At 70.5% G+C, this 23,030-nt stretch carries 16 protein-coding genes; 8 read left to right on the top strand and 8 right to left on the bottom strand.

Features of this window, described 5'->3' with window-relative positions; genetic code table 11:
* Nucleotides 1-39 precede the first annotated feature (39 nt).
* A complete protein-coding gene (locus WMF29_RS28985) occupies nucleotides 40-2,097 on the bottom strand; it encodes an ATP-binding protein (protein ID WP_437323378.1) in 2,058 nt (685 codons plus the stop codon).
* 163 nt (nucleotides 2,098-2,260) lie between these two features.
* Here WMF29_RS28985 and WMF29_RS28980 point away from each other — a divergent pair, with 163 nt between their 5' ends.
* Nucleotides 2,261-3,487, top strand: a complete 1,227-nt coding sequence (locus tag WMF29_RS28980) for a GAF domain-containing protein (protein ID WP_437323377.1) — start codon at nucleotides 2,261-2,263, stop codon at nucleotides 3,485-3,487.
* 9 nt (nucleotides 3,488-3,496) lie between these two features.
* Here WMF29_RS28980 and WMF29_RS28975 read toward each other — a convergent pair whose 3' ends face one another.
* Nucleotides 3,497-5,407 (bottom strand): DUF4215 domain-containing protein, encoded by a 1,911-nt coding sequence (locus tag WMF29_RS28975; protein ID WP_437323376.1) that lies wholly within the window; start codon nucleotides 5,405-5,407, stop codon nucleotides 3,497-3,499.
* 276 nt (nucleotides 5,408-5,683) lie between these two features.
* Between WMF29_RS28975 and WMF29_RS28970 the strand changes: the two genes are divergently transcribed.
* From WMF29_RS28970 to WMF29_RS28955, 4 genes are all read left to right on the top strand, one after another.
* A complete protein-coding gene (locus tag WMF29_RS28970; RefSeq protein ID WP_437323375.1) occupies nucleotides 5,684-6,430 on the top strand; it encodes a TVP38/TMEM64 family protein in 747 nt (248 codons plus the stop codon).
* A gap of 655 nt (nucleotides 6,431-7,085) precedes the next feature.
* Complete coding sequence (locus WMF29_RS28965) at nucleotides 7,086-8,816, top strand: glycoside hydrolase family 5 protein (protein ID WP_437323374.1); 1,731 nt, start codon at nucleotides 7,086-7,088, stop codon at nucleotides 8,814-8,816.
* 742 nt (nucleotides 8,817-9,558) lie between these two features.
* On the top strand, nucleotides 9,559-11,202 hold the full coding sequence (locus WMF29_RS28960; RefSeq protein WP_437323373.1) for a cache domain-containing protein: 1,644 nt from the start codon (nucleotides 9,559-9,561) through the stop codon (nucleotides 11,200-11,202).
* A 168-nt stretch (nucleotides 11,203-11,370) separates the two neighbouring features.
* Nucleotides 11,371-12,378 carry a hypothetical protein gene (locus WMF29_RS28955; RefSeq protein ID WP_437323372.1) on the top strand — a complete coding sequence of 336 codons (1,008 nt, stop codon included), beginning with the start codon at nucleotides 11,371-11,373 and terminating at the stop codon, nucleotides 12,376-12,378.
* Nucleotides 12,379-12,439: 61 nt separating this feature from the next.
* Here WMF29_RS28955 and WMF29_RS28950 read toward each other — a convergent pair whose 3' ends face one another.
* From WMF29_RS28950 to WMF29_RS28930, 5 genes are all read right to left on the bottom strand, one after another.
* On the bottom strand, nucleotides 12,440-12,814 hold the full coding sequence (locus WMF29_RS28950) for a DUF4406 domain-containing protein (RefSeq protein WP_437323371.1): 375 nt from the start codon (nucleotides 12,812-12,814) through the stop codon (nucleotides 12,440-12,442).
* 9 nt (nucleotides 12,815-12,823) lie between these two features.
* The gene (locus WMF29_RS28945; protein ID WP_437323370.1) at nucleotides 12,824-13,858 is read right to left on the bottom strand and encodes an aspartate-semialdehyde dehydrogenase; all 1,035 of its coding nucleotides are present in this window, start codon (nucleotides 13,856-13,858) and stop codon (nucleotides 12,824-12,826) included.
* 175 nt (nucleotides 13,859-14,033) lie between these two features.
* Nucleotides 14,034-15,296: a glucose-1-phosphate adenylyltransferase gene (locus tag WMF29_RS28940; protein WP_272094280.1), complete on the bottom strand. Its 1,263-nt coding sequence runs from the start codon at nucleotides 15,294-15,296 to the stop codon at nucleotides 14,034-14,036.
* 96 nt (nucleotides 15,297-15,392) lie between these two features.
* Nucleotides 15,393-17,054 (bottom strand): serine hydrolase domain-containing protein, encoded by a 1,662-nt coding sequence (locus WMF29_RS28935; RefSeq protein ID WP_437323369.1) that lies wholly within the window; start codon nucleotides 17,052-17,054, stop codon nucleotides 15,393-15,395.
* 203 nt (nucleotides 17,055-17,257) lie between these two features.
* Complete coding sequence (locus WMF29_RS28930) at nucleotides 17,258-18,085, bottom strand: TIGR02452 family protein (protein WP_437323368.1); 828 nt, start codon at nucleotides 18,083-18,085, stop codon at nucleotides 17,258-17,260.
* A 478-nt stretch (nucleotides 18,086-18,563) separates the two neighbouring features.
* On the opposite strand from WMF29_RS28930, the gene WMF29_RS28925 reads away from it, so the two are divergent.
* Together WMF29_RS28925 and yddG are read left to right on the top strand one after the other, a co-directional pair.
* The gene (locus tag WMF29_RS28925) at nucleotides 18,564-19,415 is read left to right on the top strand and encodes a matrixin family metalloprotease (RefSeq protein WP_437323367.1); all 852 of its coding nucleotides are present in this window, start codon (nucleotides 18,564-18,566) and stop codon (nucleotides 19,413-19,415) included.
* A gap of 99 nt (nucleotides 19,416-19,514) precedes the next feature.
* Nucleotides 19,515-20,510, top strand: coding sequence for an aromatic amino acid exporter YddG (gene yddG / locus WMF29_RS28920; RefSeq protein WP_437323366.1), 996 nt, complete (start codon nucleotides 19,515-19,517; stop codon nucleotides 20,508-20,510).
* A gap of 43 nt (nucleotides 20,511-20,553) precedes the next feature.
* Here yddG and WMF29_RS28915 read toward each other — a convergent pair whose 3' ends face one another.
* Complete coding sequence (locus tag WMF29_RS28915) at nucleotides 20,554-21,960, bottom strand: serine/threonine protein kinase (RefSeq protein ID WP_437323365.1); 1,407 nt, start codon at nucleotides 21,958-21,960, stop codon at nucleotides 20,554-20,556.
* Nucleotides 21,961-22,205: 245 nt separating this feature from the next.
* Here WMF29_RS28915 and WMF29_RS28910 point away from each other — a divergent pair, with 245 nt between their 5' ends.
* On the top strand, nucleotides 22,206-23,027 hold the full coding sequence (locus WMF29_RS28910) for a hypothetical protein (protein WP_437323364.1): 822 nt from the start codon (nucleotides 22,206-22,208) through the stop codon (nucleotides 23,025-23,027).
* Nucleotides 23,028-23,030 lie beyond the last annotated feature (3 nt).

Here is a 23,030-nt window from a genome sequence, read left to right as displayed (position 1 = left end):
GGAGTCGTGCTCACCGTCGGACATGCGGTGAGGAGCGCGCTAGCCTCCTCGGGCTCCGTGCGCGACCGGGATCGTGCAGGAGAACGTCGTCCCCGCGCCGAGCTCGCTATCGACCGAGATCTGCCCCCCGTGCGCCTCGACGATGCCCTTGACGATGTACAGCCCGAGCCCCGCGCCAGCGCAGCGCGCCGCCCGCCCTTGCCAGTAGCGATCGAACAGGCGCGGGATGTCTTCGGGCCGGATCCCCGTGCCCGTGTCGCTGACGGACAGGCGGACATCGGGCCCCTGACGCTCCGCGATGATCGTGATCTCCCGCCCTTCGGCGGTGAACTTCAGGGCGTTGCCCACGAGGTTCGACAGCACCTGGAGCATGCGGCCACGGTCGCAGCGGAGCTCAAGGCCGCTCCCCGGAAGGAGGGTGTGGAGCCGGATCCGCTTCTCTTCGGCGAGCGGCGCGAGCATCTCGGTGACCTCGCGCACGAGCGAGCCCACCTCGCACTGCTGGACGTCCAGCTTCAGGCCCTTCGCGTCGATGATCGCGGCGTCGAGGAGCTCGCCGAGCATCTCGACGGTGCGCTCCGCGGCGCGCTTGATCTGCCGCGCCCGATTGCGGATCGGCTGCCCCGCCGCGTCCGCCGGGGCCGATCGCTCGAGCAGGGACGCGGCAAGGATGATCGACGACAGCGGGTTACGGAGATCGTGCGCCGCGATGGCCAGCGCCTCCTCGCGGAGCCGCCGCGCCCGCTGCTCGGCCTCGTAGAGGCGCGCGCGGTCCAGCGCCTGCGCGCACTGCAGGGCGAGCGTCGTCATGAAGCGCCGATCCTCCTCGCTGATCCGACAGGCGTCGCGGTACGTGACCCCGAGCACCCCGATGGTCACGTCACCCAGCGTCATGGGGACGCAGATCATGGTCTTGGCCCAGTCGCCTACCGGCGCGTCGGGATAGGCAGCCTTATACGCCTCGAGCGACTCGAAGATCAGCAGCTGACCCGTGCGGATGCAGTCGACGGCAGCCAGGCGCGCGGACATGGGAATGCGGCGCAGGCGCTCGACCACGTCCTCGGGGTAGCCGGGCGCGCGGAGGACCTCGATCACGCCGTCCTCCGCGAGGAGCGCGACGTACCCCGCGTCGGCGTAGAGCGCGGCGAGCCCGAGCGAGAGGACCACCTCGGCCACCTGCGCGGGCGTCGCCGCGCGCGAGAGCTCGGACGTGAACGTCTGGAGGCGCGCGACGCGCGCCTCCGCCAGCTCGACCCGGATGCGCGCGACGCGCTCGCTGGCGAGCGCCCGCTCCCGCGCCTCCTCGGCCCGCTTGCGGAGCTCGATCTCTCTCACGACCTCGACGACGTACAGCGGCGCCCCCGCGCGATCGCGAGCGAGCGAGCGCGTGACCGCGACCCAGAGCGTCGACCCGTCCCGCCGCACGCAGCGCTCTTCGGTGGTGGAAGAGGGGATCTTCCCGTCGCACAGCGCATGGACGTGCCGGAGCGCTCTCTCCGCGTGGTCCGGATGCCGGAGATGCTGGGCGCGGAGAGCGATCATCTCCTCGACGGTGTATCCGAGCAGCTCACAGAGCTTCGGGTTCACGCGGAGCAGGCGGTCATCCAGGGAGACGTGGGCCATCCCCACCGCCGCCTGGTCGAAGGCCGCGCGGAACCGCTCGTCGCTCTCGGCGCGCGCGACGTTCGCTGCGCGCGCGTCGAGCAGCGCGCGGACGGCCGTCATCAGGAGCCGACTCTCGATCGGCCATGCGCGCGAGCCGGCACGACAGCAATCATGCGTGGAACCGCACGTGGAACCGCACGTCGAATTCAAGGTCGACGGCTGCCCGACGGCCGCGCGGGCCCGGCTGGCGTGCAGCACCGGGATGGCCGCCGCGCCCAGCGCCGCCTGGAGGCGCTGGCAGAGCTCGCACCGCTCGCTGTCCGGCAGATCGACGCTGATGAGCACCAGGTCCGGCGGTCGATGGGCTCTTCGCAGGCTCTCCGCGATCGTCGCTGCGAGCTCGACCCGCAGCCCAGCGGCCTCGAGCGTGCGGCGGATCTCCTCTCGTTGGGCCTCGTCATGATCGACGATCAGGACGGTAGGTGCCTGCATACGGTCCGCGCTCTTCCCTGGGAGAATGGAGAGTTGAAATAGCTCACTTTCTCGCGGCTCGCCTCTCGCGGAGGCGTATCGAGGGTACGAACTGTGCAAGATCCCGGATCAGAATCGCGGACGACGGCGGACGCAACCGCGCGCTCGAACGAGGGGTTGGCTCATGGCAGCGTGGCTGGAATCAGCGCTCGAGGCAGGACGCCTCTACCGCTCGATCGGCGCCCTGGAGGCGGAGCAGCTGCGTCCTCACGTGCACCGCGCCTGGGTGCGCTCTCATGGGGGAGGGGCCGATCCGCGCCGTCCCAAGGCCGAGTTCCTGAGCGCGCTCGACACCGAGCGCCTGCGCGAGCGGCACCAGGAGCTCATTCTCGCTTCCGAACCTTACCTTCGCGCGCTCAGCCAGGCCTCGGGGAACGAGCGCCATGCGGTCATGGTGGGGGACGCGCGGGCGATTCTCCTGGATGTCCACGGTGACGAGCAGACCATTCACGGTCCCGAACGGGTGCCCGGTCCCGGCGCGTTGCTCGAGGAGAGCGTCTGTGGCGCGAACGGCGTCGGTACGGCGCTCGCCGAAGATCGCTATACGGAGCTCGTGGGGCCGGAGCATTTCATTCAGGGATTCCACGCCTTCACGTGCCATGGGCTCCCGCTCCGGGACGGCGACGGCACGACCGTCGGCGTGCTCAGCCTCTCTGTCAGGAGACCCGAGATTGGCTGGCGTCTGCGCGAAATTCTGCTCTGCGCCGCGCGCGCCATCGAGATGGAGCTCCTCGCCATGCGCCTCGAGCGGGACATGGATCGTGTGCTCACTGCGCGGGACGTGCCCTTGGAGGACCTGAAGCGGTTCCTCCAGGACATCCTCCAGGCGCGGGCAGCCGCGCGGCTCAGGATCGATCTCGCCGCGGATCAGCTCGCCGGGAGCGTCCTCGCCCAGACGCGCGATCTGCTCCACCTCGCCGCCAACGTGCTGCGCCGCTTCCGGCGCTCCGCTGCGCTGTGGCGAGCGCTCGCGCTGGACGGGGCGACGTCGCCGCGCCCGGTGGCGCTCGACGCGCTGATCCGCGATCTCGCGGAGCTGCTGGAGGTCGAGTCGGCTGTCTGCGACGTCACGACCAGCATCCAGGAGCTCGAGCCCGTGGTGGTCCAGGCGGACCACAACACCCTGGCGCGCGCGCTCTTTCGCGTGCTGCTGAGCGCCGTCCGGGCTGCGCGCCGCGGCGTCGTGCACCTCGCGCTCCGGGCGACGCCGACGGGCGGAGAGCTGTGCCTCACGCTCTCACCCGGCGCGGGGGTCGCCGCGCGCGCGCCGCCCCCCGTGCGGGTGCTGGTGCCGACACACCCGGGAGCCCCGAAGCGCGCGGCGAGCGATCTCAGGGTGTGGACGGCCTGAGCCGCCGGGTCAGCGCGGAATGAGGTTGCGGCAGCCGCTGCCGCAGGCGTCCCCGTCGCGGTTGTTGCCGTCGTCGCACTCCTCCACGGCCTGGACGACGCCGTCGCCGCAGTACTCGCCGAGCTTGCAGTCCTGCGCGCACTCGCCGTAGCCGCCGTCGTTCACCCCGTCGTCGCACTCCTCGCCCAGGCTGACGACGCCGTCGCCGCAGACGGGCTTGCACTCGCTCCGCGCCGTCGCGAAGCCCTGCAGCGTGAGCTTGAACGTCGACGCCGCGGTCTGGCGCTCGGCGTGGAACACGGCGATCTGGTAGACGCCGCCGTCCATCAGGCCGAGATCGACGTTCCGCGGCTGGATGACGTCGTCCTCCTCCGTCGCGTAGGTCACCCTGCCTCCCCCGTTGGCGTTGATGACGAGGCGCCCGTTGACGGCGCTGTGGATGCCGCCGACGTCGACCGCCAGGCGATCGTTGATGAACACCCACACGTCGTCGTCGCCGGTGAAGTCGAGCTCGTACTGCTCGCCCGCGTTGTACTGGAACCAGTAGCGGATCTCGCTCGTGAAATGGAAGTTGTGCTTCGGGCTGCCCTCCTCCTTCAGCCAGTCGCCGCCGCCGTAGCTCGGGAAGATGTCGGCCGCGACGCGCTCGGCCGCCGGGGTGAACGGGTCGTCGTCGACCGGGAAGAACAGCGGGTTCCCGTCGTAGGTCTCCTCGATATACCTCGCCCAGTAGACCCCGCCGCGCACCTCGCAGCTGTGGAACTCCTCGCTGTGGATGTCGCCGCACTGCGGGGTGGCCTGGGCCGACGAGGTGCACTCCTCGTCGTTGATCTCGTTGCCCACGTTGCCGCAATAGTGCTCGCTCTCCGTGGACAGCAGGGTCCACTGCTGGCCGTCCTCGCCCCAGCGGTTCACGAAGCGGCCGTCGCCGGTGTCCCAGAGCGTGAGGGTGGTGGCCGTGGTGCTGTTGGTGCCGGGCACGTCGTGGTACCACTGGGCGAAGCTGTCCGCGCTCGTGACCAGGCTGTTGGCGGCGGCCATGTACGTCGGCTTCTTCTGGGCGTCGAGCCGCTGCCCGACCATGTTGAAGATCGGCTTGCTGTTGGCGGGACCCTTCGGCTCGAAGTCGGCGTGGGCCGCCTTGAAGTCGCGGAAGACGACCGGCACGGCCATCGATCCCGAGGGCTGGGGAACGGCGCAGGTGTAGCCCGGCTCCTGCTTGCACGTCGCGGAGCAGCCGTCGCCGTCGATGTTGTTGCCGTCGTCGCACTCCTCGCCGAGCACGAGGCCGTCGCCGCAGCGCGACGCGCACGAGCCCGCGGAGCAGTCGGGCTCGGCCTGGCAGCTCGCGGAGCAGCCGTCGAAGGGCATCGTGTTGCCGTCTTCGCAGCTCTCCGCGCCCTCCTGGGTGCTGTCGCCGCAGGTCGTCGGCGTGCACGCGCTCGGGTTGCCGCTGCACTTGAAGCCGACCTCCACCTTGCAGGTCGGCGAGCAGCCGTCGGCCGCCTCGGTGTTGCCGTCGTCGCAGAGCTCCGGGAACACCACAACGCCGTCACCGCAGCGGGCGATGCGCGTGCAGGCGACTCCGGGCAGCGGGCACGACCAGCCGAGCTCGACCGAGCGGCAATCCGCGGCACAGCCGTCATCGCCCACCGCGTTCCCGTCGTCGCACGCCTCGTCCTTGGTCAGGCCCCCGTCGCCGCAACGGAACGCGCTGTCGCCGTCGCCGATGTCCGATCCGCTCCCCGTGGTGTCGCCGTCGCCGATATCGCCGCCGGTCGTGGTGGTTGGGTTGTCCCCGCCGCCGCCGGTGCCACCGCCTCCGGCCGGACGCTCGCGGCTCGCAGAGCAGCTTGCCGTCAGGGCGGCGCAGCTCATGATGAAAATGGTCGAACCAAACCACGAAGATCGAGGACGCATGACCTGCTCCTTCCGGTTGCCCGGGACCTCTCGGGATGCGTGAATTGGCGACAGTCTCCCACGCGAGTGCCCTGAATTCGAGCCCTTCCTGCGCGAGCCGTCACCTCCAGGGCTGTTGAATAAAGGGGCTCCCCCTGTGCGTGGATAAATCCTCAACCAGCGTCTCTTTCCCCCGAGGGCGGACCGCGTGAGGGACGTATACTCGCGCGCCGGCCGGCTCGCTCCTCCTCTCCTCGTCGCGCGCCGGCCGGCCCGTCACCGGACCTGGAGCGCTGCATGTTGCGATCGTCTGACTCGACCCCTCCTCCGGGGAGCGCCCGCCTCCCCGGCGCGACCGCGCGCCCCCGGCGCTCCTGGGCCGGGTGGGCCGGCTTCTCTGGCCTGCTCCTTCTGATCATCCTCGTGCCGTTCTTCCTCTTCGCCGACAGCCTCGAGGCTGCGGCCCGAAGGCTGCTCGCGGCGCCGCCTTCGCCCATTGCGACGGCGCTCGTCCTCGGCGGATTGCTCGCCGGCGATATCGTCCTGCCGGTGCCATCGAGCCTGGTGAGCACGGCGGCGGGCGGGCTGCTCGGCTTCTGGCGCGGGACGGCGGTCTCGTGGGCAGGCATGATGGTGGGCTCGGGGCTGGGTTATCTGGTCGGCGCGCGCGCGGGCGCGCCGGCGTTGCAGCGGATGGTGGGCGAGGCGGAGCTCGCGCGCCTGACGCGGGCCGCCGAGCGTCATGGCCGCTGGTTCCTGCTCCTTTTCCGCGGCGTGCCCGTGCTCGCGGAGGCATCTCTCGTCTTCGCGGGCGCGGGCCGCATGCCCTGGCGCGCGTTCGTCGCGGTGACGGCCCTGGCCAACCTGGGCATCTCGGCGACCTATGCCGCTGTGGGCGCCTCGGCCGCGCGTCTCACCTCTTCCCTGCTGCTGCTCGCAGGGATGGTGCTTCTACCGGGGCTCGCGCTGCTCCTCGTCCGCCTGCCGGAGCGCTGGCGGAGACCGAGAGCGGAGGGCGAGGGCCGTGGGAGAGGAGGGGAGTAGCGCTGGCAGCTCGGCTGCCGGCACACCCGCCGCCGTCAGGAACGATGGAGGTCGGAGCAGCGCGTCGACGCGTCGCGTGCCCCTGTGACAGGCACTGTGGCAAGTCGCAGTCTTCCAACCTGCCTCTCCCATTGACGAGATCTGACGAAGGCCCCTTTCGTCGCGATTGACGCTGTGCGTATGTGAGATGACGCTGTGCGCCTATTCACTGACGCTGTGCGCCTGGCAAATGACGCTCCGCGTGCGATGGGAGCGCGGCGCTGCGGAGCGCTGCGGAGCGGCTCGGCCGTTGAAGCGCAATTTGAAAGTCAAGCGTCTCGAGGAGGTCGTCCCCTCGTGCAGCGTTCCTGCAGGATCCCGTTGGAGGAGAGCGCCTCCTGCGATCCACCGTCGTGGGAAAAACACCGCCATATCGAGATTTGGTCCCGGCATCTGGGGGTGCGTCTCGTCTTGACCCCCTGTTTGGTGGCGGGTAACATGCGAGTCCGGTTGGCAACCCGTCGGTGTTGCTTGATTGCGAATTCTGCGCAGGGTCGACTGTCGAGCGCGACCAACCGTTGATCTGGCTTGAATTGTCTTACGGACGAGCCTTGGGGGTTGTCGCTCGAAGCAGTGCGCCGTGCTCTGAATTTGTGCTTAACGAAAGAACGAACCTATGAGAATCCGAAGAAGCCATATCTTCTTGTGTTCCTTCGCGGCCCTCGGTCTGGTGGGCATCGCCTGCGGCGGTGACGGCTCGACCGCGGCGACCGGGGGTGGGCTGACGGGCTCCGGCGGCGCCAGCAGCGGCAACGGCTCGGGTGCGGGCAGCAGCGTGAGCAACGGCGCGGGCGCCGGCAGCAGCAGCAACGGCTCGGGCGCGGGCAGCAGCGTGAGCAACGGCGCGGGCGCCGGCAGCACCACCAGCAACGGCGCGGGCGCTGGAATCCCGAGCGGCAGCGGCAGCGGCAACCCGGACGCGAAGCCCACGCCGGACACCGACGGCTCACCCAACGGGATCTTCCGCGTCAACCTCGCCAATGGCCGTCTGACGCAGAACGGCACGGAGATCCAGGTTCGCGGCGGCAACTGGTTCGGGCTCGAGGGGCAGGACGATCTCGAGCGCCCCGGCGCCATGGAGCTCTTCATCGGGTCGATGTGGTGGGCCGAGAACGATGCCCCGCGCACCATCGAGGCCACGATGAAGGAGCTCACGAGCTCCAAGCTCAAGTTCAACACGATCCGGCTTCCCATCGCGCCGCAGACCCTGGTCGCCAACCACCCGGACGGCAATTACAGCACCACCTCGCCCCGGATCAGGAACAACAACGAGGAAGTCTACCCGTACGCCAATGCCCGCGAGGCGCTCGAGGACTTCCTCAAGCAGGCCGACAAGAACAACCTGAACGTCATCCTGGGCATCCACTCCTGCTCGAACCACCTCGGGTGGCGCGCGGGCAGGCTCGACGACGACAAGCCCTACGTGGACAGCGATCGCGAGAACTACGATTACAAGGCGGACGCCTACTCCTGCAAGACGGGTGAGGACGCCTACGATTACGACAAGTGGCTCGCGACCATCCGTGAGATGGCGCAGCTGCCCAAGAAGCTCGGGATCGACAACATCATCGGCATCGACTGCTTCAACGAGCCGTGGAAGTACAGCTGGCCCGAGTGGGCGGACATGGCCAAGGCGTGTTACGACGTCATCGCCGAAGAGAACGACGACATGGTCGCCGTGGTCCAGGGCGTGTCCGGCAGCCACCAGCCCGCGGGCGCCAGCGGCCTGACGCTGGAGCCGGAGCCCCACGGCGATCCCGACCTCAACCCGAACTGGGGTGAGAACTTCTACGGACAGACGGCGTACCCGATCCAGATCCCCAGGAATCGGCTCTGCTTCTCGCCCCACACCTACGGGCCTGCAGTGTTCGTTCAGAAGCAGCACGTCGATCAGTCCAAGCCCGAGTGCGTCGGGCTCGAGGACGAGGCGGCCGCCAAGGCCAAGTGCGGGCTGATCCTGGAGCGGAGCAACGCAGAGGCCGTCGCGAAGATGGAAAAGCAGTGGGACGAGCACTTCGGGTTCCTGCACGACCAGAACTTCTGCGTGATCACCGGCGAGTTCGGCGGCGTGAAGGACTGGCCGAAGAACGAGATGGACCCGGGGCTGGCCCAGCTGTGGGCGCACCTGCCTGCCGGCAAGCGCTACGACTGGGAGTGGCAGAACATGTACGTGGATTACCTCATCAAGAAGAAGATGACGGACTTCACGTACTGGTCCATCAACCCCGAGTCGGGTGATACGGGTGGCATCTACCTGCACGCGTACACCGATGCCGACAAGACGGGCTGGGGCAAGTGGACGGGCCTCGACACCGAGAAGGTCGACATGCTGGCCCGTCTCAAGTAAGCCGAGTCGCTGATTGAAGAAGACCGCCCGCGGAGCCAGGCTCTGCGGGCGGTTCTCTTTTGTGATTTCAGCTCTGTGGCTCCGGCTTGCCGCGGCGGAGTCGACCCGGGTCGTCGGCCCATCGCAGCTGTTGTCGCGCGCGTTCACCAGCGTGAGGTCGCGAGACAGATAGAGCAAGAGAGAATACACAGGGAGACCGGGAGGCGGGGAGGAGAGAGAACTCGAGACCAAGGTGGATGGGTGAGGGGCCATCGTTCGAGCCTGCTCGCCTGGGGACGGCTGCTTTCAGGTCGCTCGATGGTTCGAGCGATTGATCTTATCTCTCGCCTCCCCGCCTCCCGGTCTCCCTGTGAATCTTCCCTTCTTCCCCTCCGCGCTATGTCGCGTTTCGTCTCGGTCGATGTCGCGAGCGCCACGCCCGGCGCCATGGCGGTGCTGGGCAGGATTTCTCTGTCCGGGTCGATCGCGCCACGTCGCTGCCGTCTCTGCTGCTTGCTGGGCGCAATTTCCCGCATTCCCGTGGTCTGCGACGATGTGGCGAGAGCTGCCCCACCTGAACTGGATGGACCGGCGCCCGAGGAACTCGTAGCCTCGTCCTGCCAGCTGGATCGTCGTCGCGTCCGGAGGTGAAGCGCTGTTCCGCGCGACGGGCGCATGTGAACCATCGGTCGGGGGGGCCCGGGCGGCTGCGTATCGGTGCGATTGCCGGTTTCGGCGGAGCCCGTGGCACGGGAGGAGGCTCATGGAGGATCGCACGACAGACCGCGCGAGCGCGGACCAGAACGTACGTTTCAGGGTGCTCGCCCCGCTGGTGCTCGCCCTGGCGCTGCTGCTCTCGCTCTATCTGGTGACGACCTACAGAGCGTTCACCTCGCAGCGCGAAGCGAGCCTCCAGCAGGCGACCGAGACCACAACGGAGCTCCTGCGGCGGGCGACCGAGGACAACATCGCGACCCTGGGCTCCCTCATGAGCGCCATCAGGCGCGATCCCCTCCTCGAGGACGCGATGCGCCGCCAGGACCGCGAGGCGCTCCTCGCGCGGGGGGCGCCGCTCCTCCAGGAGCTCCAGGCGCGCGCGGGGATCACGCACCTCTACTTTCATGCTCCCGACCGCGTGAACTTCCTGCGGGTTCACCAGCCTCACCGTTTCGGCGACACGATCTCTCGCGTCACGCTCATGGAAGCGGAGCGGACGGGACAGCCGAGCGTCGGCAACGAGCAGGGGCCCCTCGGCACGTATACCCTCCGGTACGTCATGCCGTGGCGCTCCGGGGATCGCCTCCTCGGCTATATCGAGCTCGGCAAGGAGTTCCAGCTCGTCGCCTCCTCGCTGCGCGAGGCCCATGGGATGGATGTCGCCATCCTCGTCGACAAGAAGTACGTGGATCGAGCGCTCTGGGAGCCGACCGCCGCGGAGCAGCGTCTGCCTCCGTGGGACACGCTCCCCTCGATCGTCGCCGTCTTCAGCACGGCGCAGGCGCTGCCCGACGAGCTCTCGGCGAGGCTGGCGCGGCAGGGCCTCGACCTCGACGAGCCGACCGTGACCGTCCAGGCGGACGGGCGCGTCCTGGAGTGCACGCTGCTCCCGATCGACGACGTCCGGTCGCTCGAGACAGCGAAGCTGCTCGTGATGCGCGACGTGACGGGCGTCGCCGCCGCCGCGCGCGCGCAGCTCGTGGCCGGCTGCGCCGCGTTCGCCGGCGTGAGCGGCGGGCTGCTCGCGATGTTTCACGTCCTCCTCGGCCGCATCCAGCGGGATCTCCGGGAGCGATCGAGGCTGCTGACCAGCGCGAAGGAGCGTCTGGAGCAGGAGATCGAGGTGCGGATCGTCGCGCAGCGCGAGCTCGAGGGGGCGCTCGGCGCGTCGGCGGCCGCGTCCCAGGCGAAGACCGAGTCGCTCGCCCAGCGCGAGGAGGCGCTCTGCGAGCTGCAGGCCACCAAGCGCGCCCTCGAGCAGCAGCTCCAGACGATCGAGCGCCAGCGCGTCACCATCCGGGAGCTGTCGTTGCCCATCGTGGACGTGTGGGACGAGATCCTCGCGCTCTCGATCGTCGGGCCCGTGGACTCCGAGCGGGCGGCCGACATGATGGATGGCCTGCTCCGCCGGATCGTCGACGCGCAGGCCCGCTGGATCATCCTCGATGTGACGGGGCTGCCGGCCATCGACGACGAGGTCGCGGCGCGCCTCGCCCGGGTGGCCAAGGCCGTGCGGCTGCTCGGGTGCGACTGCATCGTGACGGGCATCAGCCCCCATATCGCGCGCGCGTTCGTCGCGCTCGGCGTCGAGCTCGGCGATATCCGGCCATTGCGCAGCTTGAAGGACGGCATCAAGCACTGCATGTCCGCCCGCCAGGCGGCCGCGCTCCGATCGTCCCTGGCGACCTGAGCGCCGCGCGGTCAGGGCGGATCGGGCAGCGCGCCCGCCGATCGGCGGCGGCGGCGCGCTGCCGTGTTCCGCGGCGGTCCAGGCTTGGATACGCTACCTCACGAGCTCGCCCGTCTCGCGTGTGGATCCGGGGCCGAGCGCGCCGTTCTTCGAAGCCCCGCACCCGCCATGTACCGAACCGCCGCTCCGCTGCCTCCCGAGCCGCCCCGCGAGTGGCAGCTCATCGTCGAGGCCTTCCTGTACGAGCACCTCTCCGTGCCCGAGGCATGGCTCGCGCGCGCCGGGGGCACCGTCGCCCTGCTCGTCGGCGCGCGGATGCTCGCGCCCGAGCACCACGGGGAGAACCGCGCCTGGCTGTTCGGCGATCTGCGGCGGATAGAGGGCCAGCGGCCGCCGCTCCTCGCCCCCACCTCGTTCGGGCTGGAGCGCGTGTGCGCGCCGGGCGAGGCGGAGGCGCTCCCGCGGCACGTCGCCGTGTGCCCCTGGCCCGACGCGGCGGGGATGACGCTGGAGGGCATCGCGCGCCACCTTCCGGGCTCGCGCTTCGAGATCGGCGCGGCGGCGGAGGTCGCGGCGCAGCTCGCGCGCGTGCGGCTCGCGGTGCCGCACGCGCGCTTCACGTACGCGCGCGTCATCGTGTTCGAGAGCGGCGAGGTGCGGGTCGCGCCGCCCCTGCCGGAGACGGAGCGCTCGGCCGCGCTGAGCGATTCGGGGTTCGAGTTCCTCGACGACCTGGGAATCAGGGTCTCCCCGCTCCATGACCCGAGCGACCTCGAGCCGGCTTTCGGCGTCGCGTCGGCGCTCTTCGAGCTCGTCGCGGGCTTCGGCGAGGCGGGCAGCGTGGCGAAGCGCCAGCTCCTCCACGCCGCGGCCACGGCGCAGCTCGCGCACCCGCTGCCGTCGGACTTCGGGGTGCGCAGCCGCGAGGTCGACGCCCTCGTCGCGCGGGGCACCTCGGGCGAGGCGTCGCTCCCCGAGCTCGCGCAGGCGCTCGCCGCGCTCAGCCAGGCGCTCGACGGCCCGGCCGCGCTCGGGCGCGCGGTGCGCGCGAGCGTCGCGGCGGCCACGCCCTCGCCGCCCCACCGGCAGATGGGGGACGGCAAGCGCGTCTACATGCTCTTCCCCGACGTGCAGGCGCTCCCTGTCGGCGCAGTCTGGCCGGGGCCCGAGCCATGATGGACCGCGCCGCCGAGGCGTCTCGCGCGCCTCTCACGTGCCTCTCGTGTGGCAGCCGCGGCTAACCGCGGCCCGGGACCTCATCGAAGCTGAAGAAGACCAGCTTGCCCATGGAGCGGGACAGCTCGACCATCTCGTCGGCTCCCTTCGAGGGGCCGCCGATCCGCAGGCAAGCGTCGCAGCGCGCGACGAGCCGGCGGGCGACAGGATGGAAGATCTCGTTGAATACCTCGTCTCCGATCTGCCGCGACCCGGCGTGCTCGATGAGCGGCAGCGCGAACCATTCGCCGAGGACGGGGAGGTGGCCCGCCCGGAACAGGCGCACGGCCATGTCGTTCATCGCGCGAACGTTCGCCGCGATCAGGACCGGATCATCGCCCGTGCCGGAGCGATAGGGCCCGGCGACGAGGATCATGAGGGGCTGGGTAGGTTGCATCGTCTGCCGTCAGGGGGCCTGCAGGTCCCGATCGGCGCTCGGGAACCAGCGCGTCGCGGCGCGGACCGCGTTGGTGGCCGCGCCGAGCCGAAGGTTGTCCCCGACCACGGTGAGGCACACGCTCTTCCGGTCGCGGTCCCGGTGATCGGGGCGGATCCGCCCCACCAGCGCGAGGTCTCGGTCCTGCACGCAGTGGAGCGCGCTCAGGCCCTCGCCGGCGGCGCCGGGGAGGTGCTTCACGAAGGGCGACCGCGCCGGATCGCTCAGGATGCTCGCGACCCGCTCGAGATCCACCGGGCGATCGAACGTGACCCACGCGTTCTCGTAGTGGCCCACCGCGACGCCGACCCGGCAGCACTGCGCGGAGACGCCGAGCTCCGGCATGCTCAGGATCTTGCGGCTCTCGAAGATGAGCTTCCGCTCTTCCGAGGAGAAGCCGCTCTCGTCGGTGCCGCCGTTGTGCGGGACGGTGTTGCCGGCGTAGCCCGACGGCTTGAACGGCAGGCCCAGCCGATCGAGGGCCTGGAAGCCGTCGCGCGCGTCCGCGAGGAATGAGTCCAGGGCGGCGATGCCGGCGCCGCTGACCGCCTGGTACGTGCTCACCGTGACCGCGCTGAGCCCGAACTCGCGGCGCAGGGGCGAGAGCGCGAGCATCAGCGGGATCGTCGTGCAGTTCGGGTTGGCCACGAGCCGGACCGAGTCGTCGATGATGCTCGAGTTCACCCCGGCGACGACGAGCGGCACCTTCGGGTCGGCGCGGTACGTGTTGCTCTTGTCGATCACGCGGTACCCGAGCTCCACGAGCCGCGGGACGTACCGCTTGCTGTGATCGTCATCCAGGGCCACGAACGCGAGGTCTCCGCGGGGGGCGTCCTGCGCCTCGAGGCGCGACGCGCCGAGCACCTCGTACGACTTGCCGTCGAGGGTGAGCTCCTGGTCCCGGCTCGCGAACAGGGCGAGCGTCGCGCCGGGCCAGGCCCGCGCGATGAGGGTGATGGTTTCGCGGCCAACAAGGCCCGTGGCGCCGAGGATGCAGATTCGCATAAGGGCGCTCTTTACCAGACCGGCGCCCAGCCGACGAGGGGCGAGTGGCCGGGCGCCGCAGCGACGTAGTGCCTACCCGCGCGGCGCGTCCCCTTCCGCTTTCCGCTTTCCGCTTTCCGCCTTCCGCCCGCGCGCCCAGCCGCCGTCCCCTCGGCGGCCGGGGCGCGGCCCGCGCTCAGATGACCGTGCCCGGCGGGACGACGGCGTTCTTCGGGACGACCACGATGCCCTCCCGGGCCGCGTAGTACGGGGCGTCGGTGTCCGGCCGATCGGGGATGTTGCGGATCACCACCCCGTCGCCGATGCGCGCGTTCTTGTCGATGATCGCGCCGTCGATCGTGCACCCGCGGCCGATGCCGATGGGCGGGAGGCCCCTCGTGCTCTCGGGGCCGTGGGCCTGGAAGAGGGACTCGTAGTCCGCGCCCATCATGACGGTGTTCGACATCGAGACGTGGGGCCCGATGGAGGAGAGCTGCCCGACGACCGACCGGGAGATCTTCGACTCGACGATCCGGCTCCCCTCGGCGAGGAGCACCTGGTCGAGGACCGAGCCCGCGGTGACGTGGGCCGGGGGGAAGAACTGCGGGCGGGTGTAGATCGGCCGCTGCGGGTCGTAGAACGAGAACGGAGGATCGGAGTCCGTGAGCGCGAGGCTGGCCTCGTAGTAGCTGCGGATCGTGCCGATGTCCTCCCAGTACCCGTCGAACGTGTAGGTCATCATCCGATGGGTATCGAGCGCCCGGGGCAGGATGTGGCTGCCGAAGTCGGAGGCGTTGTCGCGCTCGAGCATCTCGTAGAGCGCCTTCGCGCTGAAGATGTAGACGCCCATCGAGGCGAGCCACGGGTTCGCCGGATCGGGCAGCTGCCGCACGCTGTCGAGCAGCTTCATGTCCTTCGGCTTCTCGATGAACTTGACCACCCGCCCGGTGTCGTCGGTGTCCACGATGCCGAGGCGCGACACCTCGGCCGTCGGGACGGGGCGAACGGCGAGCGTGACGTCGGCCCGGGTCTCGCGGTGGTGCTCGAGGAAGGGCTCGTAGTCCATGCGGTAGAGGTGATCGCCCGAGAGGATCATGACGTCCCGCGGGTTCGGCGATTTCACCTCGACGAGCTGCTTGCGGACGGCGTCGGCGGTGCCCTGGTACCAGTCGCTGTGGGTCGGCGTCTGCTCGGCCGCGAGGATCTGCACCGCGCCGGCCGAGAAGACGTCGAATCGATACGTCTGCGTGATGTGGTTGTGGAGCGAGACCGAGTTGAACTGCGTGAGGATGTGGATGCGGTTGAAGCCCGAGTTGAGGCAGTTGCTGATCGGGATGTCGACCAGCCGGTACTTGCCGCCGGTCGGGACGGCTGGCTTCGAGCGCAGCTTGGTGAGCGGGTAGAGGCGGCTTCCTACGCCTCCGCCGAGGATCAAAACCACCACGTCGTTGTGCTTCAAGCGGGTCTCCGCGAGGTGAGGGGGACGGTTCGACGCCCGGGACGATGGGCGCGGTTACACTAGCAGGTGTGGCGATTCAACCGGGCTGCAGATCGCTCAGCGGCAGCGCGCCGGGCGATCGCTCGGGCGGGGGGCCTCCCGGGCGATCGCCCCCGTCTGCTCCTCCACGCTGAGGGACGTGATCCGCGCGTCCGGCGAGGTGTCCACACGCACGGCCAGCGAGAGCGCGCCGCGCTCGCAGCGCAGGCCGAAGCGCGCCGCCGTGGCGCTCTCCACCGCGGCGGAGCCGTCGAGCGCGCACGCTCCCACCCGCGCGCCGGCGTCGCGCAGCGCCTTTCGCAGGGACGCGAGGTGAGCCTCCGGGAACCAGCCGGGCCTGAGCCTGCGATCGAGCGCCTCCGTGCGCGCGCGGCCGATGACGGAGGCGACGGCCTGGGCGGCGCGGCGCACGGGCGGGGAGGGCGGGACGACGCGCGCTTCCATGGCGCCGGTCGCCGCGAGGCGGCCGAGCACCTCCGCGTTGAGCGACTCGAGATCGGCGCCGGCCACGTTGGCGAGCGCGACGACCCCGACGCCCCGCTGCGGGAGGAACGTCACCGACGCGGAGAATCCGTCGATCAGGCCGTCGTGGAACACCACGTGGCCGAGGTCGCAGTCCTCGCGCACGTGCCAGCCGAGCCCGGGGCCGTCGTCGCCGCCGCCGGCCGGGAACGCCGAGCCGTTGCGCGCCATCATGTGCGACTCGCGCACGGTGCTCCGCCGCAGGGCCCCTGTCTCGGGCGCGTCGCGCGCGGGCCAGGCGGCGAGCTGGAACCCGACGAAGCGACCCATGTCGGCGAGGCTCGCGTAGAGCCCCGCGGTCGCCTCGGAGGCCCCGAGCCGCCAGGGCTGGATCGTCGCCACGGCGCCGTCGTCGACGCCGCGCGCGTGGGGCGACGCGAGCGCGCCGGGCGGCACCTGCGACGGGTCCCAGGCGGCGTCGCGCATGCCGAGCGGCCCGAGCACCGCGTCGCTCATGTAGCGCCGGTACGGCACGCCGGAGGCGCGCGCGACGACCAGCCCGAGGAGCGAATAGCCGAGGTTCGAGTAGGACGTCCCGGTGCCCGGCGCGGTCTCGAGCCCGAAGCCGTCGAGCGTCGCCAGGATCTCCCGCTCGGTGACGTCGCGCGACGTCGACGCGGGGGGAAACACGCCGAGCCGCGGCAGGCCGGAGCTGTGCGTGAGCAGGTCGCGGACCGTGATCTGCCGCGCGTCGCGCGTCGGGTAGACGACGCCGGCGAGCGCTGGCAGGTAGCGCGCCGCCGGGGCGTCGATCGACAGCCGCCCTTCGTCGCGGAGCCGCAGTATCGCCGCCGCGGTCAGCGGCTTGGTGACGGAGCCGATGCGGAAGCGCGTGTGCTCGTCGACCGCTCCGCCCGCCGCGGCGTCCCGCACGCCGAGCACCGCCTGGATCGCGAGCTCCTCGTCGATGACGACGCCGAGCGCGAGCGCCGGCAGCCGCTCCCTCTCCGCGGCGCGCCGCGCGAGCGCCTGCACGTCGGCCGCCGCCGCGCGGAGCTTCCGCCCGCGCTCCGGATCGGGGAAGCGCGGCGTCGGCGCGGGCTCGCTGGCGAAGCGCTGGGCGAGCGGCGCCGCGGCCGCCGGCGCGGCGGCCCGCGGCGCGGGCGCGGTCGATGCGCACCCGCAGAGGAGAAGGGGTGACGCGGAGAAGACGGCCGCGGCGAGGAGCGCGGCGAGCCTGTCGTCGATCGTCCTCAAGTCGGAGCCATGACTCTCGCTCTTCGATCGCGACCCGACAATTCGAAACGGACCCGGTGGAGGGGGGCAGTCCTCGATTTTCTCGGTGGAGGTAGGCGGGGAGCGCGACGTCTACGCAGCTCTGGTGTGGGGATCCCACGGTGTGATCCGCGCGGGGCCGTGGCGGCGCGCGCGGGATCGGCGGCGCTGGCGGCCGCACGCGCCTACGCCTGCGCGAACCGCTCCTGGAACGCCCGGTAGTTCGGCCGATCGTCGCCCCGGTCGTACACCGCGAACACCACGCGCGAGAACGCGCCGCGGAAGCGCGGGCTCCCCAGGCACCGGGCGAAGACGTCGGCGACCTCGCGCGGATCGTTGCGGAAGACGCCGCACCCCCACGCCCCGAGGACCAGGCACCGGTGCCCGTGCGCGCCCGCCGCGGCGAGCACCATGTCCGCGCGGCGCTCCAGGGCGGCGCGGATCTCCTGGTCCGTGGCGTCGTCGCGCTGGAACGCCTCGCCGGCGTTCGGCGCCGGCGCCGTGATGATCGACAGCGCGAACGGCCGGTCCAGGAGGGCGTGCTGCTCGTCGCGGAAGAACGGCACGTCCGGCGAGTAGATGATGTGGTCGGTATAGAGAAAGCTCCCGCACGCGCGGTTCTGGTCGTAATAGTCGCGCTGCTCGACCAGGGACGCGTACAGCGCCGAGCACCTGGCGAGGTCCTCCTCCTGGGCCTTGGCCCCGCGCAGGAACCCGCCCCCGGGGTTCTTGGCGGAAGCGAAGTTGAGGGCCATGACGCGGGCCTCGCCCTCCTGCTCGATGAGCCGCCGCCCCGCCGCCCCCGTGGTCTCGCCGGTGACCTGGATCGCCGCCGGGCGATCGAGGCGCTCCTTCGGCTCCCAGGCGTCGAGTGATCCGGGCCGGTAAAGCACGGTCCCCTTCACCGCGGCGAGCACGCGGTCGCGGATGCGAACCGTCGCGCCCGAGGGCGCGGTGTACTCGCCCCGACTCGCGATCTGCACGGTCTCTGCGGCGATGCTGGTCAGCTTCATGCGCTCAAGGATTGGCGAGCCGCGGCCGCTCGTCCAGCGAAACGCGCAGGCCGCCGCGCCGCCACCCCGGCAGCGCGCGGCGCACGATCACGGCGCTCGACGCTGCTCGCGTGATCCGACCGGCGCGACGGCGGGACGAAGGACCCCTCGATCCACCCCCTCGATCCGGGCCCGGCGGCGCGCGCTGCTTCGATCTCGATACGCAAGTCCTTGCACAGGTGCGCAAGCACCCGCTCCGCAGGTGTGGACTCCATCGCTCCGCGCTCGGCCTGTGGACCGCAAAGTCACGCCATCGCGCATGCGGCACGTCGCTTGCCAATATCGGACACCGAAACCGGACGCCATCCGCGTCAGTACCAGCCGTCGAGTCGGCCCGACCCGCCGTGGGAGTCCCATGGCGCCGTCTGGCGGAGCTCGCTGCGGCGCTGCGCGCCCTCGCCTCACCCGAGAGGGAGAGGCATGAACGAGAGGAGCTTGTATGATGAGTCACCTGTTTGCGGAGTCTCGTGGTCTCATTCATGGCACCCTTGGTCTCCTTGTCTTATCGCTCGCGTCGGGCGGGTGCGCCGCTGGCGCGCCCGCAGGAGAGGAGATCTCCGAGCGGGTCGGCGATACGGAGGTGAGCTTCGACGAGTTCGAGGCGCGCACCTACCGTGAGCCGGAGAGCGGTATCTACATCGTCGATGGCGACACTCCCATCGAGGGCGTCGACGGGCTCGAGCGGTTCTATGAGCGCCACGTCCAGCGCGGAGCGCTCATCGTCGACCAGAGCCATGGAAGGGACGTGAGGTGGAGCGACAGGGAGAAGCGGAACCTCAGCTACTGCGTGAGCGAGGCGTTCGGTGACGACCATGGCGCGGTGGTCTCCGCGGTGGAGAGCGCCGCGGCGGCGTGGGAGGAGGTGGCGGACGTCCGCTTCGTTCACCGCGCGGACCAGGACGCCGCGTGCGATGCGCGCAACAAGAGGGTCGTCTTCGACGTGAACCCGGTCGAGGGGCAGCCGTACTACGCGCGCGCGTTCTTCCCCGACAGCTCGCGCCGCGCGCGCAATCTCCTCATCGACTCGGCCGCCCTCGGCCCGCTGGATCTCTGGACGCTCACGGGCGTCCTGCGGCACGAGCTCGGCCACGCGCTCGGCTTCCGGCACGAGCACACGCGGCCCGAGGCGGGCGCCTGCTTCGAGGACGACGGCTGGCGCGCCCTGACGCCGTACGACGCGGGCTCGGTGATGCACTATCCGTGGTGCAACGGCACGAACTGGGGCGACCTCGATCTGACGAAGCACGACGCGCGCGGCGCCGCGGCCCTGTACGGCCCACCCTGCCGGTGAGCGCCGCCCCGCGGCGCGCGCTGCGGGCCGCGGGGCGCGCAGCGCCGCGTCGGCGGGAGCGCTGGCGCGGTGGGGAGCCGGCGCGCCATGCTCGGCGCCATGTCGGACACGACTCACGGCCCCGCCCTGTCGGACGCGGCGATGTCAGCGGCGCCAGCGGGGCGCCCCTCGCGGCGCGCCGCCACCCTGGCGGGCGTCGCCGCGATCGGCCTGTGGGGCGGCCTGGCCCTGCTCTCGACCTCGGTGCGCGGCCTGCCGCCGCTCCAGGTGCTCGCGTCGACGTTCGCGGTCGCGGCGCTCCTCGGCGTGGCGCGGCTCGCGCGGCGTGGCAGGGGCGGCCTCGGCGCGCTGCGCCAGCCGCTCGGCAGCTGGATCCTCAGCGTGGGCGGCCTGTTCGGTTATCACGCTCTCTATTTCTATGCGCTCTCCGCCGCGCCGCCCGTGCAGGTCAGCGTCATCTCGTACCTGTGGCCGCTGCTCATCGTCCTGCTCTCGGCGGCGCTCCCCGGCGGTCGCCTGAGCCGCAGGCACGTGCTCGGGGCGCTGCTCGGGCTCGCGGGCGTCTGGACGCTCGTCGCCGACGGGGGCACCGTCCGCTTGAGCGCCGCACACACGCCCGGTTACCTGGCCGCGCTCGGCTGCGCGCTCCTCTGGTCGACGTACTCGGTGCTCCAGCGCCGCTTCGCCGAGGTCCCTGCCGACGCCGTCGCAGGCCCCTGCGCCGCGACGGCCGCCCTGGGCCTGGCCGGGCACCTCGGTTTCGAGCGCACGGTCGTGCCCACGGCCGGAGAGGCGCTCGGCCTGCTCGCGCTCGGGCTCGGCCCCGTGGGCGTCGCGTTCTTCGCGTGGGACCACGCGACGAAGCACGGCGACGTGCCGCAGCTCGGGGCGCTGTCCTACGGCGCGCCGATCCTCTCGACGCTGCTCCTCTGCGTCGCCGGCCACGCCGAGGCGAGCTTTCAGCTGCTCGCCGCCTGCGCGCTCGTGACCGCCGGCGGCCTCGTATCGGCCGCGCCCGCGGTGATCGTCGGCGTCGGCACCCGCGCGTGTCCGACGTTCGCGCGCTGGATCACCCGCCCTCGATCGCGGCGCTGACGCGCCCGCGATCGAGGGCGCTCTCGTTCGTCGCGGCTCGTGGCTACGCGCGGCGCGTGGGGGTCGGCTCGTCGTCCAGCAGGCCCGCGTTCGCGCTCGGCGTCGCGAACACCCCCTGCACGTCGTCGGCCGGAGCCCAGTGCCCCGCGCACATGAGCGCGCCCCCGGTGATCTCGGGCTGCATCGAGAGGCGCGCCTGCACGTCATCCGCGTGCACGCACACGTTGACATGCAGGCGCGGGTCCGCCTCCGGCCGCTGGACCAGCGCGCGGTGCACGGCGGTCGCGAGCTCGATCGCAGCGCGCCGTTCCCGCAGCGCCTCTGCCGCGTTTGCCGGGAGGAGGCGAACGCCGAGCACCTCGTTGCCGGTGATCGACGCCAGGATGAACCCGGCGCGCGAGAGCTGCGACTCGGCGATGTCGAGCACCCGACCGATATCGAAGGTCAGCGTGTCGTCGAGCTCGCCGGCGTCGCCGCGGGTCCGGACCTCCAGGTAGACCGCCACCGCAGGGTGCGTCGGGTCGGGCCCGCTCGGCATGCCCGACGCGGGCCCGCCGATGGCGTCCCTGAGCGCGCGCATCAGCTCCTCGACCGAGCCAAAGCGCCGCTCCCGCCGCTTCTCCATGCACCGCAGCACCACCGCGTCGAGCTCGATGGGCAGCGGGACCCGCAGGCTCGGGGGCAGCGGCTGCTCCTCCAAGTGCTTCCGCACCATCTCATCCATGTCGTGCGTGTGGAACGGCAACCGGCCCACCAGCATGCGATGAAGGAGGACGCCAAGCGCATAGACGTCCACCCGCGCATCGATAGGACCTCCGAGGATCTGCTCTGGGGCCATGATGGATGGCGTCCCGGGCATACGTCCGGCCGTGGTGAGCCATGTCGACCCCTCCTCGGGCGCCATCATCTTCGCGATTCCGAAATCGAGCAGCTTCACGGTACGTGGCGAGCCCGAGCAGATGAAGATGTTGCTCGCTTTCACATCCCTGTGAACGATGCCCGCTGTATGCGCGGCTGCTAATGCTGCGCACACGGGCTCCATCAGCTCCAGGGTCTCGCGCGGCGTGAGCCGCGTCTCGGAGCGGATCAACGCGTCGAGCGTCTGGCCCTCGAGGCGCTCCATGACATAGAATGGCTGATAGTTGTTCAGCTCACCAACTCCGTAGATTTCCACGATGTTGGGGTGGGATATCGACCGCAGCACGTCGATCTCGCGTGCGAACCGATCGACCACCCGGCGAGAGTGGGCCACCGCCTCGCTCAGCACCTTGACCGCGGCGGGTCTGCCCGATCGGACGTGCCTCGCCCCGTAGACCACGCCGCAGCCGCCACGCGCGATGAATCCTTCGAGGATGTACTCGCCCGCCAGGGTCCCCGGCGGAAACTCGCCGCGCGCGGCCGACCTCTCGAAATCCGAAAACGGCCTGGTCTCGTCCTCTTCGTCGCTCATCTGCCCCTCCGCGCGTGCGTCGTGATGCGTCGCGGTGCGTTACAGCCCTGCTGCCAGCGCGCGCTCGGATCGAACACATCCTTTACTAAAGCGCTATGCAGAAGCATTTCGAAATGGTAACTTAAACTTTGCGGCTACTCGACCCTAAACGCCAAATCGCGGCGATGACAAGGGGGAGCACCATGGTTCTTTGCTGTGCACGACGTGTTGCGGTCTTCGCATTACCTCTGCTTACCGCTGCCTGCATGGGCGCCGAGCTCGACGAGCAGGCGGAGGAGCCCGTCGGGGAGGCCGAGGGCGAGCTCATTGCCGACAACGGCTTCCTTCCGAACGCGCTGAGCTTGAACGCGCTGAGCTTGAACGCGCTGAGCTTGAACGCGCTGAGCTTGAACGCGCTGAGCCTGAACGCGCTGAGCCTGAACTCGCGGTCCGCCATTCAGAACCCGGGAGAGACCGGCGCCCTGTCCAGGGAGCTCCTGCGCTACGTCGTGAGCTGTTCGCTCCGCGCCGACCAGACGTTCTCGTTCTCATGGACCGACAGCAGCGGGGTCGTCCACCCGGAGGTGTACCGCGGCGACCTCGGCTACGCGCACTGGTGGGCGACCGCTGGCATCGGCAACGATACCTATGTCCAGCATCAGATCTCGGCCTGCCTCGCCGCGCGGGTAAACTGGTACGGTGTCTCGGTGAGGATCTCCCTGCGCAACAACGAGCTGGCGTCGACTCCGGCGGAGCGCGCGGAGTTCCCGGTGAGAGAGGGCGCGTTCTGGGGCAACCTGTTCTCCACGACACCGTATGTGGGGGCCTGCTACGATTCGGTCGGCTACGTTCGTGCGCGCCAGGTGAAACGCGACTGCGCGGCCGGCCACGTCGAGACCAACCCGACGACCGGAGAGGTCACTTGGCAACAGTGCGGCTCCATGGTGATCTGGGGCTCGTGCAATCAGCTGTGCAACGGGATCGACACCAACGCCGGCTTCTTCCGGGGGTGTGTCACGAACTATGTCACCAGCCCTTATGTGCGCACGGACCAGGTGGTGACCACGTTCTTGACGGCCGGCCCCTAGGAG

Origin of the sequence: Sorangium sp. So ce381, assembly GCF_051473845.1 — a bacterium.
Classification (GTDB): Bacteria; Myxococcota_A; Polyangia; order Polyangiales; family Polyangiaceae; genus Sorangium; species Sorangium atrum.
Note: the sequence above shows the minus strand (reverse complement) of the source record. Positions and strands in the feature narration are given on the sequence as shown.

Bases quoted from the DNA above. Each gene is read 5' to 3' on its own strand.
- WMF29_RS28910 (WP_437323364.1), top strand. From the start codon at position 22,206: ATGGGCGCCGAGCTCGACGAGCAGGCGGAGGAGCCCGTCGGGGAGGCC.
- WMF29_RS28965 (WP_437323374.1), top strand. From the start codon at position 7,086: ATGAGAATCCGAAGAAGCCATATCTTCTTGTGTTCCTTCGCGGCCCTC.
- WMF29_RS28945 (WP_437323370.1), bottom strand. From the start codon at position 13,858: ATGCGAATCTGCATCCTCGGCGCCACGGGCCTTGTTGGCCGCGAAACC.
- WMF29_RS28975 (WP_437323376.1), bottom strand. From the start codon at position 5,407: ATGCGTCCTCGATCTTCGTGGTTTGGTTCGACCATTTTCATCATGAGC.
- WMF29_RS28915 (WP_437323365.1), bottom strand. From the start codon at position 21,960: ATGAGCGACGAAGAGGACGAGACCAGGCCGTTTTCGGATTTCGAGAGG.
- WMF29_RS28980 (WP_437323377.1), top strand. From the start codon at position 2,261: ATGGCAGCGTGGCTGGAATCAGCGCTCGAGGCAGGACGCCTCTACCGC.
- WMF29_RS28960 (WP_437323373.1), top strand. From the start codon at position 9,559: ATGGAGGATCGCACGACAGACCGCGCGAGCGCGGACCAGAACGTACGT.
- WMF29_RS28930 (WP_437323368.1), bottom strand. From the start codon at position 18,085: ATGAAGCTGACCAGCATCGCCGCAGAGACCGTGCAGATCGCGAGTCGG.
- yddG (WP_437323366.1), top strand. From the start codon at position 19,515: ATGTCGGACACGACTCACGGCCCCGCCCTGTCGGACGCGGCGATGTCA.
- WMF29_RS28970 (WP_437323375.1), top strand. From the start codon at position 5,684: ATGTTGCGATCGTCTGACTCGACCCCTCCTCCGGGGAGCGCCCGCCTC.
- WMF29_RS28985 (WP_437323378.1), bottom strand. From the start codon at position 2,097: ATGCAGGCACCTACCGTCCTGATCGTCGATCATGACGAGGCCCAACGA.
- WMF29_RS28950 (WP_437323371.1), bottom strand. From the start codon at position 12,814: ATGCAACCTACCCAGCCCCTCATGATCCTCGTCGCCGGGCCCTATCGC.
- WMF29_RS28925 (WP_437323367.1), top strand. From the start codon at position 18,564: ATGATGAGTCACCTGTTTGCGGAGTCTCGTGGTCTCATTCATGGCACC.
- WMF29_RS28955 (WP_437323372.1), top strand. From the start codon at position 11,371: ATGTACCGAACCGCCGCTCCGCTGCCTCCCGAGCCGCCCCGCGAGTGG.